General features: G+C 55.0%; 13 protein-coding genes. 11 read left to right on the plus strand and 2 right to left on the minus strand.

The genetic code is table 11. The features are described from left to right. Window positions 1-16: 16 nt before the first annotated feature. The 9 genes from tgt to fliP all read left to right on the plus strand — a co-directional run bounded on the left by tgt (window position 17) and on the right by fliP (window position 11,742). Complete coding sequence (gene tgt, locus RDV48_03250) at window positions 17-1,147, plus strand: tRNA guanosine(34) transglycosylase Tgt (GenBank protein MDQ7821792.1); 1,131 nt, start codon at window positions 17-19, stop codon at window positions 1,145-1,147. A gap of 155 nt (window positions 1,148-1,302) precedes the next feature. Beyond that, window positions 1,303-2,580, plus strand: coding sequence for a protein translocase subunit SecD (secD, locus tag RDV48_03255; GenBank protein ID MDQ7821793.1), 1,278 nt, complete (start codon window positions 1,303-1,305; stop codon window positions 2,578-2,580). Between the two features lie 12 nt (window positions 2,581-2,592). Continuing rightward, window positions 2,593-4,254, plus strand: coding sequence for a protein translocase subunit SecF (gene secF, locus RDV48_03260; GenBank protein ID MDQ7821794.1), 1,662 nt, complete (start codon window positions 2,593-2,595; stop codon window positions 4,252-4,254). A gap of 129 nt (window positions 4,255-4,383) precedes the next feature. Beyond that, complete coding sequence (locus tag RDV48_03265; protein MDQ7821795.1) at window positions 4,384-4,662, plus strand: hypothetical protein; 279 nt, start codon at window positions 4,384-4,386, stop codon at window positions 4,660-4,662. A gap of 84 nt (window positions 4,663-4,746) precedes the next feature. Then, a complete protein-coding gene (locus RDV48_03270; GenBank protein ID MDQ7821796.1) occupies window positions 4,747-6,063 on the plus strand; it encodes an ATP-binding protein in 1,317 nt (438 codons plus the stop codon). A 9-nt stretch (window positions 6,064-6,072) separates the two neighbouring features. Beyond that, window positions 6,073-7,404 carry a glycine--tRNA ligase gene (locus RDV48_03275; protein ID MDQ7821797.1) on the plus strand — a complete coding sequence of 444 codons (1,332 nt, stop codon included), beginning with the start codon at window positions 6,073-6,075 and terminating at the stop codon, window positions 7,402-7,404. Window positions 7,405-7,411: 7 nt separating this feature from the next. Continuing rightward, window positions 7,412-10,159 (plus strand): response regulator, encoded by a 2,748-nt coding sequence (locus tag RDV48_03280; protein ID MDQ7821798.1) that lies wholly within the window; start codon window positions 7,412-7,414, stop codon window positions 10,157-10,159. 25 nt (window positions 10,160-10,184) lie between these two features. Continuing rightward, window positions 10,185-10,838, plus strand: a complete 654-nt coding sequence (locus RDV48_03285; GenBank protein ID MDQ7821799.1) for a response regulator transcription factor — start codon at window positions 10,185-10,187, stop codon at window positions 10,836-10,838. 142 nt (window positions 10,839-10,980) lie between these two features. After that, window positions 10,981-11,742, plus strand: coding sequence for a flagellar type III secretion system pore protein FliP (fliP, locus tag RDV48_03290; GenBank protein MDQ7821800.1), 762 nt, complete (start codon window positions 10,981-10,983; stop codon window positions 11,740-11,742). Here fliP and RDV48_03295 read toward each other — a convergent pair. Beyond that, the gene (locus RDV48_03295) at window positions 11,736-12,935 is read right to left on the minus strand and encodes a tetratricopeptide repeat protein (GenBank protein MDQ7821801.1); all 1,200 of its coding nucleotides are present in this window, start codon (window positions 12,933-12,935) and stop codon (window positions 11,736-11,738) included. The genes fliP and RDV48_03295 overlap by 7 nt on opposite strands. 122 nt (window positions 12,936-13,057) lie before the next feature. Between RDV48_03295 and RDV48_03300 the strand changes: the two genes are divergently transcribed. After that, window positions 13,058-13,486 (plus strand): hypothetical protein, encoded by a 429-nt coding sequence (locus tag RDV48_03300; GenBank protein ID MDQ7821802.1) that lies wholly within the window; start codon window positions 13,058-13,060, stop codon window positions 13,484-13,486. Here RDV48_03300 and RDV48_03305 read toward each other — a convergent pair. Further along, window positions 13,467-15,341, minus strand: a complete 1,875-nt coding sequence (locus RDV48_03305; GenBank protein MDQ7821803.1) for a heavy metal translocating P-type ATPase — start codon at window positions 15,339-15,341, stop codon at window positions 13,467-13,469. The two genes, RDV48_03300 and RDV48_03305, sit on opposite strands and share 20 nt — an antisense overlap. 155 nt (window positions 15,342-15,496) lie before the next feature. On the opposite strand from RDV48_03305, the gene RDV48_03310 reads away from it, so the two are divergent. After that, on the plus strand, window positions 15,497-15,682 hold the full coding sequence (locus RDV48_03310; GenBank protein ID MDQ7821804.1) for a hypothetical protein: 186 nt from the start codon (window positions 15,497-15,499) through the stop codon (window positions 15,680-15,682).

Raw genomic sequence — 15,682 nt, forward strand, 5'->3', positions numbered from 1 at the left:
TAGTGAGAGGACATCAATGGGCGATCTGTTTTTTTCAGTGCTCAGGAGGGACAGGGAGTCCCTGGCCCGCACCGGCATCATGGTGACTTCCAGGTTCCAGGCGAGGACCCCGGTCTTCATGCCCGTGGGAACCCAGGCAACAGTGAAGGGCCTCACACCTGCCGATCTGATGGCAATAGATTTTCCCCTGATTCTCTGCAACACCTATCATCTCTACCTGAGGCCCGGCTCCGAGGTGATAAAGGGAGTGGGCGGCCTTCACCGCTTCATGGCGTGGAGCAGGGGGATTCTTACCGACAGCGGGGGGTTCCAGGTCTTCAGCCTGAGGGACAGGATTACCCTCAGCGATGAAGGGGTTACCTTCCGCTCCCATATCGACGGCTCGGAGCACTTTTTCTCGCCCGAGCTTGTCATGAAAATCCAGGAAGATCTCGGTGCCGATATCATCATGCCCCTTGATGAGTGCGTGCCTCACGATGCCCCGGAGCAGTATATAAGGGAGTCGCTCCGGCGCACCCATGACTGGGCCGCCAGAAGCCTCAGGACCAAAAGCCAGGGGCAGCTTCTCTTTGGCATTGTCCAGGGAGGGATGTTCCCGGCCCTCAGGAAGGAAAGTGCCGAAGTGCTCACCGCCTCGGATTTTTCCGGTTTTTCCGTGGGAGGCCTCAGCGTGGGGGAGTCAAAGGAGCTGATGTACCATGTGCTTGAAGAGACGACACCCCATCTCCCGGAAGAGAAGCCCCGTTACCTTATGGGCGTCGGTGCACCTGAGGACATAATCGAAGGCGTGGCGAGGGGTATTGACATGTTTGACTGCGTGCTTCCGACGCGGATGGGCAGGACAGGCACTTTTCTGACTTCCCTGGGTAAAGTGGTGATCAAAAATGCCCGTTACCGAAATGACGGACAGCCTGTGGACCCCCAGTGCCGCTGCTATACCTGCCAGAAATTCAGCCGCGCCTACCTGCGGCACCTCTTCATGGTCGATGAGATGCTGGGACCTCAGCTCGCCACCATGCACAATCTCTATTTCCTCCGCCGCCTTATGGACCTGATCCGCCATGCCGTTGAAGAGGGCACCTTCTCCCGCTTCCGGAGGGACTTCCTGGAAAGGTACCTCGGCGGGGGGGAGAGCGACTTGCCGTGACAGGTAGAAAATCTTCCCCCTTTTCAGAAGGAATTATTTTCCGGTGAGCGAATAATGATAAGTTTTTTCATATTTATGCCGGAACACGGATATTATAGCCACAATGCCGATCGTGAGCGCGGAAAACGCGTGGCGAGGCGAGAAAGGAGCATAGTATGGGTGGCCTGAAGACCAAGAATCTCATCTACCTCTTCCTGATACTGCTGGCCACAGTGGGAGCAGCCCTCCTGATCTACAACCCGAAAGCCCATGCCTTTAACATAAAGCTTGGCCTAGACCTGCGCTCGGGAACTCACATCGCGCTGCAGCTCCTGCCCCGCGAGGACCCGGTGACCGGGAAGAGGACCGAGATAGACGACAGTATCATGAAGGTGTCAATGGAGATCTTTGAAAAGCGCCTCAATCCCGAGGGCACCCAGGAGATCCTGATCCAGCGCGAAGGCAAGGACAGGATAATCATCGAGATCCCCGAAGAGACCGATGTGAAGAAGGCCGAGGACCTCATCAAGCAGACCGGGGTCCTGGAATTCAAGGAGCAGTATATTGATTTCACCACGAAAAAGCAGATGTGGCGCACCGTGCTTACGGGCAGTTATCTGAAACGCAACGGCGCCACGGTGAACTTCGAGAACATCTCGGGGAAGCCCTATGTTGCCTTTGAATTCAACAATGAGGGGGCCAAGAAGTTTGCCGAGGTCACGCAGAGGAACAAAGGGCAACCTCTCGGCATCTTCTTTGACGGCAAGCTCACCGACGCTCCCATCGTCGAGGAGGCCATCACCGGCGGCACCGGAAGAATAAGCGGCGGCGGCATGGACACTGAGTCATGCGAGCGCCTCAAGGTGCTCCTCAACGCCGGCGCCCTGCCTGTGGACGTGAAGATCCTGGAAAGCATGACCGTTGACCCCATGCTCGGCAAGGAATCGCTCAACGCGAGCCTCATTGCGGGCTTCATCGGCCTCAGTTTTGTGATAATTTTCATGATAGCCTATTACCGCGTGCCGGGTGTCCTTGCCGACGTGGCCCTCGTGGTGTACACTCTCATGCTTCTGGCCACCATGGTGATCTGGAAGTTTGTCCTGACCCTCCCCGGCATAGCCGGCATCATACTCTCGATAGGCATGGCCGTTGATGCCAATGTGCTGATATTCGAGAGGCTCAAGGAGGAGCTCTGGGCTGACAAGAGCATCAGCAATGCCGTTGACACCGGTTTCAAGAGGGCCTTCACCTCGATCCTCGATGGCCACGTGACGACCTTTATCGGCGCAATGATTCTCTATTTCTTCGGGGCGAGCTCCATCAAGGGATTCGGTCTCACTCTCATGCTGGGAACCCTCTGGAGCCTCTTCACCGCAGTGTTCTTCACCAGAGTCTTTGTTGACTTTACTTTCCTCAATGACCTTGTCAAGAACAAGAAACTTTACGGAGCTTAAGGAGGGAGTCACTTGTCCTACTTTTCCGAGTTTATCAAGCATATAAAGCCGACAGACTATGTCGGCATGGCTATTGCCGTCATAGTGCTCATCATGGCGGCGGAATATGCCAAGAGCTTCAGGAAGAAGCCCTTCGACGTCATTGGGAAGCGCAAGTATTTCTTCATAGGTTCAGGCATTCTTGTCGTGATATCGGTCCTGTCGCTTGCAATCAATGCTTTGCACATCGGGGGAGGGAAGCTGAACTACTCCCTTGAGTTCACTGGCGGTACCATCGTTGAGCTCGGCTTCGCCAAGCAGGACATCACCTCCGAAAATATCACCAAGGCAGTGGAGGAATACAACAGCACGATAGAAAACCCGGTGCATAAGCTCAAGCACCCTGTCGTGCAGATGGAAGGCAAGCTCAAGACTGTCGAGTATCCCGAAAAGCTCAAAGAGGTCGAGGTGATCCTCAAGAAAACCGATGGAGGCACCATTACCGCTTCCGAGCTCAACGGCATTGCCGCGCCTTTTGTTGACCGTTACGGCAAGGCGCAGCTTCTTGACAGCGCTTTGCCGGAAGGCGCCGAGGTCAAGGTGAGAATAGGCCTTCCCGAAATAAAGAAGCCCTCGACATTGCCGGGTGCGCAGGCACCCGAAGCCTTGCCGGCACCCGATATGGATGAAGCTCCCAAGCCTTCAGGGTATACCAGGGAAAGCATCCAGACCATTATTTCCTTTTACCACAAGAATCTCGAGGTTGTCGAGGTGAAGGAGCTTGAGCTTGTGGCGGCGCCTGCCAGGATAAAGGATTACAAGGCTGCCATTATAAGGATTACCAAGGAAGATAACTCGAACCTGTCAGCCGATGACGTGCTGGTGCTGGTCTCCTATATCGCCAGGCTTTACGGTGATGTATACAAGTTCAAGGTGGAGAGCATCGGCCCCTCAATAGGCCAGGAGCTCACTCAGAAGGCGCTGCTTGCCATCCTGGTCGCCCTGCTCATCCAGCTTGTCTATATCACCCTCCGGTTCGGCAACCAGTCGCGCTTCGGATTTGCCGCCGATATCGCGCTCTTTCACGACCTCGTGATCATGACAGGCATATACTCCATTGCGGGCCGCGAGCTGGACTCCCCCTTCCTGGCGGCCCTCCTTACCGTGATCGGTTACTCGGTGATGGACTCCATCGTCATCTTCGACAGGATCCGCGAGAACCTCAAGATCTTCAAAAAAGAGACCTACGAGGAGGCGGTAAACATCTCGGTCAACCAGACCATGACCCGCTCGGTGAACACTCTTCTCACCGTGCTCATCACCCTCTTCGCCCTCTATTTCTTCGGCGGGAAAACCCTGCAGAATTTCGCCTTCGCCCTTCTCATCGGCTGCACCCTTGGCGCCTACTCGTCGATATTCATTGCGAGCCCAATCGTGGTTCTTATTGACGAATGGGTGAAAAAGAAGGAGCAGGAGCGCGTTGCGACCCGCCGGGCGGCCCTGGCGGCGGCATCAGCGGAGAAATCCGCAAGGATAAAGGAGAGCGCCCCTCAGAAGCAGGTGTCCCAGGAGCCGGCCTCAGTGGAAGGTGGCGACGAGGTCTCCGATGAGGAGGCCCGGGGCAAGCTCAGGCGCCTCAAGACCAAGAGCAAGCAGAAAAGAAAGCTTGCAAAGATTGAAGGGAAGAAAAAATAAGGAAAATTATCAAATAATTAACAAAGTGCAAGGGAGCAACCCCTTTACAGTTCCTCAAGGCAGTGCTATAATTACACCCTGAGGAACTTTTTCTTTCCTCAGAAGCACTCACGAAAGGCTCTGCAGTCAATGGATGAAGACGCTCTGATGAAGGAAAAGCTCGATCCTGATCTTTACAGGAAGCTCAAGGATGACTGTGCCGAGCCGGTGCAGGTGATTGTGCAGACCCAGGACGGACTCAAGGAAGACGACAGAAAGATCATGAAAACCCTTGGCGGAAAAATCAAGGATGACCTCTATATTATCAATGCCTTTTCCGCCGAGCTCCCCTGCATGGCCCTTAAATCACTGATCCTGAGCCCGCGGGTGGTGAGAGTCTATTTCGACGCCCAGGTAAGGGCGATCTGAAGCCATAGTTTCTCAAGGTGCTCAAAGGGTGGGGAGTCCTTATTCCAATGTGCTGATGCATTGAAGCCAGGAGGGACTCTGAATATGTCCAGGCGGCTTTACAAGCTTCTCAGGGAAAATCAGAGCATCATTCTTTACAGGCTCCTCAAGTCTTTTCACCGGTTTTCCCGGGAAAAGGGCACGGCCTCTGATTTTGATACCCTGTATTATTACTGTGACTCCCTGCTTGGAGGCTACCTTGAGCTTCTTGAAACGGGAAGCCACCAGCGTATAGAGAAATTTTTCCTCTCCACGGCAGAGCAGTGGGCCAGGCTCGGTTTTGACATTGAGGAGACGCAGAAAAGCTTCTCCCTTCTCTGGGAGCTCTGCACCCCCCTCCTGGAGAAGCGTTATTACCATAATCCCCACATCAGGGCCCGCCTGAAGCTGGACCTGGAAAGCACCCTCAGGAAACTTTTCACCCTTTATTCCACCATATATAACTCCGTGCTGGTGAGGCCCCAGCGTGAGGAAACGAGGATCTTCGAGCGTGTCTTCAAAGAGACGGCTGACTGCATATTCTCCTTTGACAAGGATCAGAGGATCACCATCATCAACCCCGCGATGGAGAAGTTCCTGGGCATCACCCTTGACGAGGTCTACGGGAAAAAGTGCTGCGAGGTCCTCAAATGGAAGGAGAGGCAGAAGGTGCGCCGCTGCCAGTCGGGCTGCGAGGTCCTCGATGCCTTCAGGAAGGGCGAAAACAGCGCTTACTGCGAAGGGCTTCTCGAGATTAACCGCTGGAAAAAGCGGTGGGTAGGCACATCGGCCTCCTGTGTCCGCGACGCCTCAGGGGAGATCCGGGAGATCATCCTCATCATGAGGGATGTGAGCCATGCCAAGGAAGTACAGCGCCGCCTCGAGGAGGAGATCCAGACCTTTGAGACGCTGGCCGACACGACAAGGGGCATCGATCTCAAGATTCCATGCCTGAGCGAGTTTGTCATCACGGCCAGGGCCCAGGCGGAGCTCATATCAAGGCGCATGCGATTCTCGCCCGAGAGGATACAGGATATCAAGTCTGCCGTGGGAGAGGCATGCGACAACGCCATCGAGCATGGAAGCTCCCCAAAAGGCGTTGATATAAGGTACCGCGTAAGAGGCACCAATCTCCTCATTGAAATTGAAGATTACGGCGAAGGCTTCGATGCCGATGAAGCCGGCGGAAGCCTTCCTTCGCCCTATGTGGAGGGAGGAAGGGGGCTCTTCCTGATGAAAAACCTTGTCGATGATCTCCAGATTGTGAGCAGGAAAGGCCAGGGCACCAAGGTGTCCATGGAGATATACAGGAACCCGGCCCTCATGAAGCGCAAGAAAAAAGAGGATCGCTGGAAGACTCAAAGAAAAGTCTGTGTCATGTGAGAGGTTGCCATGGAAAAAGTAGCAGAAGTCACGGAAAAAATGGAGAAGATTGTTTCGCTGTGCAAAAGGAGGGGATTCATATTTCCCAGCTCCGAAATCTACGGAGGCCTTGGAAGCACCTGGGACTATGGGCCCATAGGGGTTCTTCTCAAGAACAACGTGAAAGCTGCCTGGTGGAGGGACAACGTGCAGCTGAGAACTGATATGGCAGGCCTGGACGCCTCAATACTGATGCATCCCATGGTGTGGAAGGCTTCAGGCCATGTGGACTCTTTCCAGGATCCCCTTGTGGACTGCAAGGGCTGCAAGAAGCGTTTCCGCGCTGATGACATCGGGAGTGACAAGTGCCCCGAGTGCGGCGGAGAATTTACCGAGTCCCGCCAGTTCAACCTGATGTTCAAGACCTTCATGGGGCCTGTCGAAGAGGACTCGGCAGTGGTCTACATGAGGCCTGAGACCGCCCAGGGGATTTTTGTGAATTTCAAGAACGTGGCCACCGTCACCAGGAAGAAGCTGCCCTTCGGCATCGCCCAGGTCGGCAAGGCCTTCAGGAACGAGATCACACCGGGGAAATTTACCTTCAGGACCAGGGAGTTTGAGCAGATGGAGATAGAGTTTTTCTGCCATCCCTCTGAGTCGGAACGGTGGTTTGACTACTGGGTGGAGGAGCGCTACCAGTGGTATCTCAGGTACGGCATCAGGAAGGAGAACCTGAGGCTCCGCCCCCATGGGAAGGACGAGCTTGCCCATTATGCAAAGGGATGCCAGGACGTGGAGTACCAGTTCACCTGGGGGTGGTCGGAGCTTGAGGGAATTGCCAACAGGACCGACTATGATCTCAAGCAGCACTCCGAGTTTTCCGGGGAGAACCTCTCCTACTTTGACGAAGAGAAAAACGAGCATTTCATTCCCTATGTCATAGAGCCTTCTGCCGGCGCCGACAGGGGCACCCTCGCCTTTCTTGTCGATGCCTATGACGAGGACGAGGCACCCACCGAGAAGGGTGCGATGGAAAAGCGCGTGGTAATGCGTTTCTCGAAGGCAATCGCCCCCGTGAAGGTGGCGGTGCTCCCTCTTTCGAAAAAGCCCGATCTCCAGGAAGTCTCCCAGAAAGTCTATCACGATGTGAGAAGGAATTTCTTCTGCGAGTATGATGACCGCGGAAGCATAGGGAAGCGCTACCGCCGCCAGGATGAGATAGGGACCCTCTATGCCGTCACCGTGGATTTCCAGACCCTGGAAGACAAGGCCGTCACGATCCGCGACAGGGACTCCATGAAGCAGGAGAGGATTGCTCTTGAAAGCCTTGTCCCCTACCTGAAGGAGCGCTTGGAGCAGTAACCCCTCTATGGAATATGCTCTTTCTCCCTTTATCCTTGACAAGCTTGACGAGCTCGTAGTCATTATCGGCCCCATGGGAAGCATTGTTGACTGCAACATCGCTCTGGGGAGAGCACTGGTCCTGGCCAGGGACAAGCTGAAGGGGAGAAACTTTGCCGCAATGGTGTCTTTCCCGGGAGGCCGGGAAGCCTTTGAGAGCTGTCTCGGCACACTCTCATCGCCCGAAAGAGAGGTATCATTCACCACGGTCAGTGAAGCCTCTGACGCCTCGCCCCTCCACATCACCTGGAAGCTTTCGGCCCTCCCTTCTCCGGCCCGCCATTTCCTTGCCGTCGGTACTGCGGCTCCCGCCACAGGGCAGGCAAGGCCCGCCACGGAGCTGCACCTCAAGGAGCAGCTCCATTTAGTCCAGGAAGTAATGGATGCCATCCCCAGCCCTGTCTTTTACAAGGACCGGGAGGGAGTATACCGCGGCTGCAACAGGGCTTTTGAGCTTTTCCTGGGCCGTGCGGGGAGCGAGATAGTGGGAAAGACCACCCAGGAAGTAGCACCTCCTGATCTTGCCGCCCTTTATCATAAAATGGACAGTGAGCTCATCAGGGGGCCTGAGCATGGCCAGGTCTATGAGGCAAAGGTGAAGACTGCCCAGGGTGCCGTGAGAGACGTGGTTTTCCATAAGGCAGTGTACTTTGACATTCACCATGAGCCTGCGGGGATCGTAGGGGTCATCCTGGATATCACCGACAGGAAAAGGGCAGAGGAAGCCCTCGTGAAGGCCAGGGATGCCGCAGAGGCGGCAAACGTGGCAAAAAGCCAGTTTCTCGCCACGATGAGCCATGAGATAAGGACTCCCCTCAACGCAATCATAGGCCTCACAGGGCTTCTGCTGGACATGAGGCTCTCCCAGGAGCAGCGCGAGTATATGCATATTGTGAAAGTCTCTTCCGAGACCCTTCTCGCCATTATCAATGATATTCTGGACTATTCAAAGATTGAAGCGGGAAAACTGGATTTCGAGAGCATGGATTTTGACCTCCACCGCACCGTGGAGGACACCGTCGATTCGCTCTCGATGAAGGCTCACCAGAAGCACCTGGAGCTGAACTTCCTTATGGACCACGACGTACCCCGCTCCCTCAGGGGCGATCCAGGAAGGCTCAGGCAGATTCTTGTCAATCTGATAGCCAATGCCATCAAGTTCACCGAGAAGGGCGAGGCGTTCCTCAAAGTGAGCCTTGATAAGGAGACTTCCACCCACGTGACCGTGAGGTTTACCCTCAAAGACACCGGTATTGGAATCTCGGCCTCGGCTCAGGGAAAGCTATTTTCCCCCTTCACCCAGATGGATGCCTCCACGACGAGGCATTACGGGGGGACGGGCCTGGGCCTTGCAATTTCCAAGCGGCTTGTTGAGCTCATGGGCGGGCAGATCGGAGTGAAAAGCAAGGAAGGTGAAGGCTCCAGGTTCTGGTTTACCGCCATTTTTGAAAAACAGGCAAAAGAGCAGCGGGAGTGCTGGTTTTCCCCCACCGATCTGGAGGAATTGCAGATCCTGGTTGTGGATGACAACAGCACCAACAGGCTTGTCATGAGAGAGCTGCTGCGCCTCTCAGGGTGCAGGTATGACGATGCTTCAGGCGCCGAGGAGGGCCTGGAAAAGCTCCGGGCCCGGGCCATGAAGGGAGAGCCTTTTGCCATGGCTCTTATTGATCTTGAGATGCCCGGAATCGATGGATTCATGATGGCGGCCAGGATCAGGGAAGATGCCATGCTTTCAGGGATGACCCTGATTCTCTGCTCTTCCAGAGGGAACCTTGAAAGAGAAAGCACGCTCAAGCGCCATGGCTTTGACGCGCAGCTTGCCAAGCCCATAAGGTACTCACTCCTTTACGAGACCATCATGAAAATCAAGGACAGGAAGGCGGGTCATGAGGAGCCCGCGCCTGCCTGTGCCGAGACGCTCGCACCTCTCAAGCCTGATCACCGGCACATCAGGGTCCTGCTGGCCGAAGACAATATCACCAACCAGAAAGTGGCCCTGCGGATCCTGGAAAAGTTCGGCTACCATGTTGACGCAGTGGCCAATGGAAGGGAGGCCCTGGAGGCGCTGGAGACAGTGGCCTATGATATCATCATCATGGACGTTCAGATGCCCGAGCTTGACGGCCTGGAAGCGACGGCAAGGATCAGGGAGAGGGAAAAGGAGCGGGGGGGCCATATTCCCATTATCGCAATGACTGCCTGCGCAATGAAAGGCGACAGGGAGCGGTGCCTGGCGAGCGGGATGGATGACTACATCTCTAAGCCGATACAGTCCGGCGAACTCCATGAGATGCTTCTGCAGCATCTCAGGAGTGCCTTCGGGGATCTCAGGATTCCCCTTGAAGAGAATGCCGGGCACCCGCACGATCTCTTCGATGTCGCCGAGGTGATGAAGCGCATTGATAATGACAGAACCCTCCTCAGGGAAGTGCTGGAGATATTTCTTGAAGATGTCCCGAACCAGATTAAGAACCTCGAGGGAGCCATACATGATCAGAAATTCAAGGAGATTGGGCGTTTGGGCCATATTCTCAAGGGAGCGTCGTCAAATATGGGTGCCCACCGCCTCAGGGAAGTAGGCTTTCAGATAGAAAAGGCCGGCTCGTCTTCCGACCTTGCGAAGGCGTCTTCCCTTTACCAGAAGCTTGTCGATGAATATCATGCCCTGGAAGAGGTATTAAAGGATTACCTGGAGAAAAACCCTCTGCCATGAGAGAGGGAGAACGAAAGGATTCACTATGAAAGTGCTTATTGCGGAAGATGATTTTACCTCGAGGAGAATGCTCGAGGCAATGCTTTCCAGGTGGGATTACGAGGTGATATCCACTGTCGATGGCGATGAAGCCTGGGGGCATCTCAGTGTTGACGATCCGCCAAGGCTTGCCGTGCTTGACTGGATGATGCCGGGCATGGACGGCGTGGAGATATGCCGGAGACTGAGGGATCACGAGACACCCACACCCGTCTATATCGTCCTTCTCACCACGAGGGGCCGGAAGGAGGACATTGTCATGGGGCTTGATGCAGGGGCCAATGATTACATCACCAAGCCCTTTGACCGTGAGGAGCTCAAGGCACGCCTCAAGGTAGGCCAGAGGGTCGTGGAGCTCCAGGCTGCCCTGGTCCACCAGGTCACCGAGCTTCAGGCCGCCCTGGCCCATGTGAGAACCCTCCAGAGCATTCTCCCCATCTGCTCATACTGCAAGAAGATACGCGATGACAAGGATTACTGGCACAACGTGGAATCCTATATAGCCGACCACACCGGCTCAGAATTCTCCCACAGCATCTGCCCTGGCTGTTACGAAAAGTTCGTGGAGCCTGAACTGCGCAAGTTCTCGGGCAAAAAGCCCCGGGGAGGGGGGGCGGCGAAGCGGGAGGCGCCTCATTGACTTTTTGCTGAAATTTCATTATCATAGAAAGAGGACCAAGTGCTCGGCACTACCTCCCGTGAAGAAGGGGTATGCACTTTCTATGGGCCTTCCACAAAGAAATCCTCGCTCTTTTCTTTTTATTTCAAGAACTGTTCTGGCCATGGCGCTCACAGGAATTGTAGTGCTCTGTGCCTTTCTCCCTCCTCAAGTCCTGGCCGCTCCGGCATCGGACTTTACCAGGGGGCTTACCCTTCCCAAGGTGGATTTTGACTTTGAAAGACCTAAGGATCCCCTCGCCTCAAGCCTGCAGCTCATCATGTACCTCACGATTCTCCAGCTCATTCCCTATTTCGTCGTGTGCTGCACGTCATTCATAAGGATCACCATCATATTTTCCTTCCTGAAGACCTCGCTGGGAACCACCCATGCCCCCTCACAGCAGATCTGGATAGGCTTTGCCATGATGCTCACCATCTTTATCATGGCCCCTGTCTTTCAACGTATCGACAGGGAAGCCCTTACCCCTTATAAAAACAAGCAGATTCAATATGACGAGTTTGTCGGCAAGGCCACGAAGCCTGTCATGGATTTCATGAAGCTCAACACGAGGCAGAAGGATCTCAAGCTTTTCGTGATGCTCTCGAAACCGAAGGATCCCGTCAAGCTCTACAACAATCCCCCTTTCTTCGTGCTTGTGGCGGCCTTCATCATAAGCGAGATGAAGACGGCCTTTTATGTGGGCTTCATCATTTACCTGCCCTTTCTCTGCATTGATATGATTACGGCCTCGGTGCTCATGTCCATGGGGATGTTCATGCTCTCTCCCATGGGTATCTCCCTTCCCATGAAAATGCTCACCTTCATCATGATTGACGGGTGGGAGCTTCTTGTTGAGGGGCTTGTCAGGAGTTACCGCTACTGAGCCTTTTTCTCGCGGCCGGGAGCGGTGAGCTTCTCTATCCTCTTCTTGATCTCATCATTACCGGGTCCTCTGATGCTCAGGCACTTCCGGTAGCACTCCAAGGCCTTCTCCCTGTCGTTGAGAGGGCCTTCGTAGAGCGGCGCCAGGGCAAGGCAGACGGACTGCTCATCGTATCCATATTTCAGGGAGAGGAGGTATTCCTGTTCGGCTTCCTTCGGTTTATTCCTTTTCTCGAGGAGCATAGCCATGTTGAAATGGGCGTTGGGGGCGCCCGGTTTTGCCGCGATGGCGTCGCGCCAGCATGATTCAGCATCATTGAGCCTGTCAATGGTGAAATATACGCTTCCGAGGTTGTTGAGGAGGTAGTAGTTGTTATTATAGAGTGAAAGGGCCCTGATATAGGTCTTTTCGGCCTCGGGGAACTTGTTGTTTTTCCTGTAGGCCCTTCCGAGCCTCGTGAGGACCTCGAGGCTCCTGGGATCCCGCTCCAGGGCGCTCTCGTATTCCTTGACGGCAAGGTCAAACTTTCCCTCGTCTTCAAGTTTCTGCCCCTTCACCCAGAGCTCAAGGGTCTGAACCTTTTTTAAAGCCATCTCATTGCCTTCCCCGCCTGAGGCAAGGTAGATGCGGTACTGCTCGAGGGCCTTGTCATATTCCCTGAAGGCGTGCTCGGAGAGCACGGCAAGGTGATAGGCCGCTCTCTTCCTGTCAAAGCCTGCATGGAGTGCAGCCTGGTATTCTTTCTCTGCTTCACGGTACTTGTGCTGCTCGTGGAGCGACCGCGCCAGGTAAAAATGAACGGCGCCGTCCTGGGGCCTGATTGATGCGGCCCTGGAAAAATAGTGCTCCGCGGCCTTGTAGTTTTTCTCGGAGAAGGACATAGCCCCTGCCTGCATCAGGAAGGGAAAGTCGCGGGGCTTCAAGGCAAGCCCCCGTGCAAAGATATCCCAGGCTTTTTTTGTGTCGCCCGTTCTCAGGTAGATTTTTCCGATACGCTCGTATATCTCGAAATTTCCGGGATCCCTGGCGAGAGCCTCCTGGTAGAGCTTTACGGCCTCTATGTAGCTTCCCTGGCTTTCAAGCCTCTGGGCCTCAATGATATTCCGGGCATAAAGGATCCTCATGACCACAAAATATACAAGGGTCAGCACAAGAATCAGTGCGAGGACCTGAAGGAAGGGTCGGAGCTTCATTCAGTATATATACCATGAGGGTCATGGTTTCACCTTCTCGCGGGAAAGATCCCCGCCAACGGAGGAGAGGCAAGAGGGAAAGGAGCACCTCCGGAGAATCTTGCAATAAAGGGGGAAGACTCATGGAAGAGCACAGTGAACAGGGCGTTCCGGGGGAGCCGGGTATTGAGCCTTCCCTCCCCTCGGGGAATGACCCAGCCGACCTGGAGCGGTTCAAGGGATGGAACTGGGGCGCCTGCGCCTTCACGGGCATCTGGCAGATTGCCTTCGGCATGCAGGCATGGGGGATCATTGTGCTCGTCTCGACGCTGTTTCTCTGTTTTCCCGGCGTGATTGCCTCTCTCTACCTCGGCGCGAAGGGCAATGAACTCGCCTGGAGGTACCACTCATTTGCAAGCTTTGACGAGTACAGGGAAGCCATGAGGGTATGGAACTACTGGGGAATTGTCTTCATCATCTGTAACTGCGTCGTTGCCTTAGTATTAACCGCTGTTCTGGTGTATCTGGGTGTCAAGATTTTCGCCCCATTCCTCAGGGAGCTAAATTTTTAACGCCGCGGCGCTTTCTGAACCCCAGGATGCGCAGGGCATTAAGCACCACGAGAAGGGTGCTCCCCTCATGGATTATCACCGCCGGACTCATGCAGTTTTTCCCCAGCCATCCCAGAATCACCGCCGTAATGAGAAATCCTATCACCCCAATTGACAGGAAAAGGTTCTGCTTAATAACGGCGCTGGCATGTCTTCCCAGTGCTATCACAAAGGGGACCTTGAGAAGGTTGTCAGCCATCAGGGCCACGTCGGCCGTCTCAATCGCCACGTCGGTCCCTGCCCTGCCCATGGCGATTCCCACGGTGGCATGGGCCATTGCCGGGGCATCATTGATCCCGTCGCCTACCATTGCCACATGGCCGTGACGGGCCGTGTATTCAGCAATTACTGTCACTTTTTCATCGGGCATGAGATCTGCCCTTATTTCGCCTATCCCTACCTCCCGGGCGATTTCCTCGGCGACATGCTTGTTGTCACCTGTTATCATTACGGTGTGAGTTATTCCCAGTGCTTCAAGGCGCCTGATAGCCTCCCGTGCCTGGGGGCGGGGTCTGTCGGAAAATGCCAGGGCTCCCATGAACAGAGCATGGTGTTTTACCAGGATTGCGGTAGTGCCGTTTTCCTGCCATTGTGAGATTGTCTCCCCGAGCTTCCCGGGGAGCGCCTCGCCTGAGAAAAACGAGGGCTTTCCTATAAGGACCTGCTCTCCCCCCAGGGAGGAAGAAAGCCCCTGGCCGCAGATGACCTCCGTAACGGACGGGCTTGTGAGGGTAAGGTTTCTTTTCTCGGCTTCATCGGTAAGGGCTCTTGCAAGGGGATGGCTGCAGGCGCTTTCGCACGACGCGGCCGTAATCAGGAGCTCGTTTTCACTGAAGCCGTTTGCCGGGGCAATAGCAGTAAGCATGGGCTTCCCTTCGGTGATGGTGCCAGTCTTGTCAAAGGCGACGGCCTGCACTGTTCCGAGGTTTTCAAGGGGGATGCCCCCCTTGATGAGCACTCCCTCCTGGGCTGCCCTTGCGATCCCGGCCAGTATGGCTGAAGGGGTGGCAAGGGCAAGGGCACAGGGAGATGCAGCCACGAGCACTGCGAGCGCCCGGTAGAGAGAGGAGGTGAAGGGCTCTCCCCAAATCGGCGGGAGAAAAAGCAGCAGGAGCACGGTGAGGAGCACCACTGGTGCGAATAATGCTTCGAACCGCTCTGAAAAGCGCTGGGAAGGAGATTTGCTTGCCTGTGCCTCCTTGATCATCACGAGGACCCTCGAGAGCATACTCTCGCTGGAAAGCCTGGTGACCTCTATCTGAAGGGCGCCGCTCCCGTTGATGGTCCCGGCATAGACGAGATCATTCACGGTCTTTTCGGAGGGAATCGATTCACCCGTGATGACAGACTGGTCCACCGACGAGCGTCCCTCAATGACAATCCCGTCAGAGGGGATCCTCTCGCCGGGCTTTATGATGACACAGTCGCCTTTCCTGAGATCTTCCACGGCCACGAGCTGCTCAAGGCCTTCACGCCGCACGAGAGCCTCCCGGGGGGTTATCTTCCCGAGTGCCGTGAAGCCTTCGTTTACCTTTGCAAGGGCATAGTGCTCAAGAGCATGGCCCATGCTGAAGAGGAAAAGGAGAAGGGCTCCCTCCTGCCACCTGCCGAGGGAGGCGGCACCATATGCTGCAAAAATCATAAGACCTTCAATGGTGATCTGCCTTTTCCTGACGAGCCTGAGGGCATCTTTGACGGGATAAAATGATCCCGCCGCGTAGGATCCCAGCAAGAGAGCCATTGCAAGGGTGCCGGCCCCGGAATGCCAGAACAGCACGCTCCCTCCGAGGAGAAGCGCGCCGCAGGCCAGACTCATGAAAAGCTCTTTATGGCGTGCCATTGATAAGGGAAGTACTTTCTCTACGGGAAGGCTTCTTCCTTTGCTCTCTCCCCGGTACCATGCAAGGAGGAAATGGCCCGCCGTGCAGGGAAAATGTCACAGGCGGACATGTCACGGTGAAGGAGAAGTGCATGGCAGAAGAAAAGATATGCCCCCTGCTTGCTGATCTCTGCAGGCGGGATCAGTGTATGCTCTATGAAAAGTCAGAAGTCACCCACGTGGGTGAGAGCGGCAGTTGCGCCATATACAATATTTCCAGGCATTTGAAAATCCTTGCTGCCGCCAGCGAGAGCAAGTCTTCCAGGAAGATAGTGTGA

It is taken from the genome of Candidatus Eremiobacterota bacterium, assembly GCA_031082125.1.
Taxonomy (GTDB): Bacteria; Vulcanimicrobiota; CADAWZ01; order CADAWZ01; family Ess09-12; genus Ess09-12.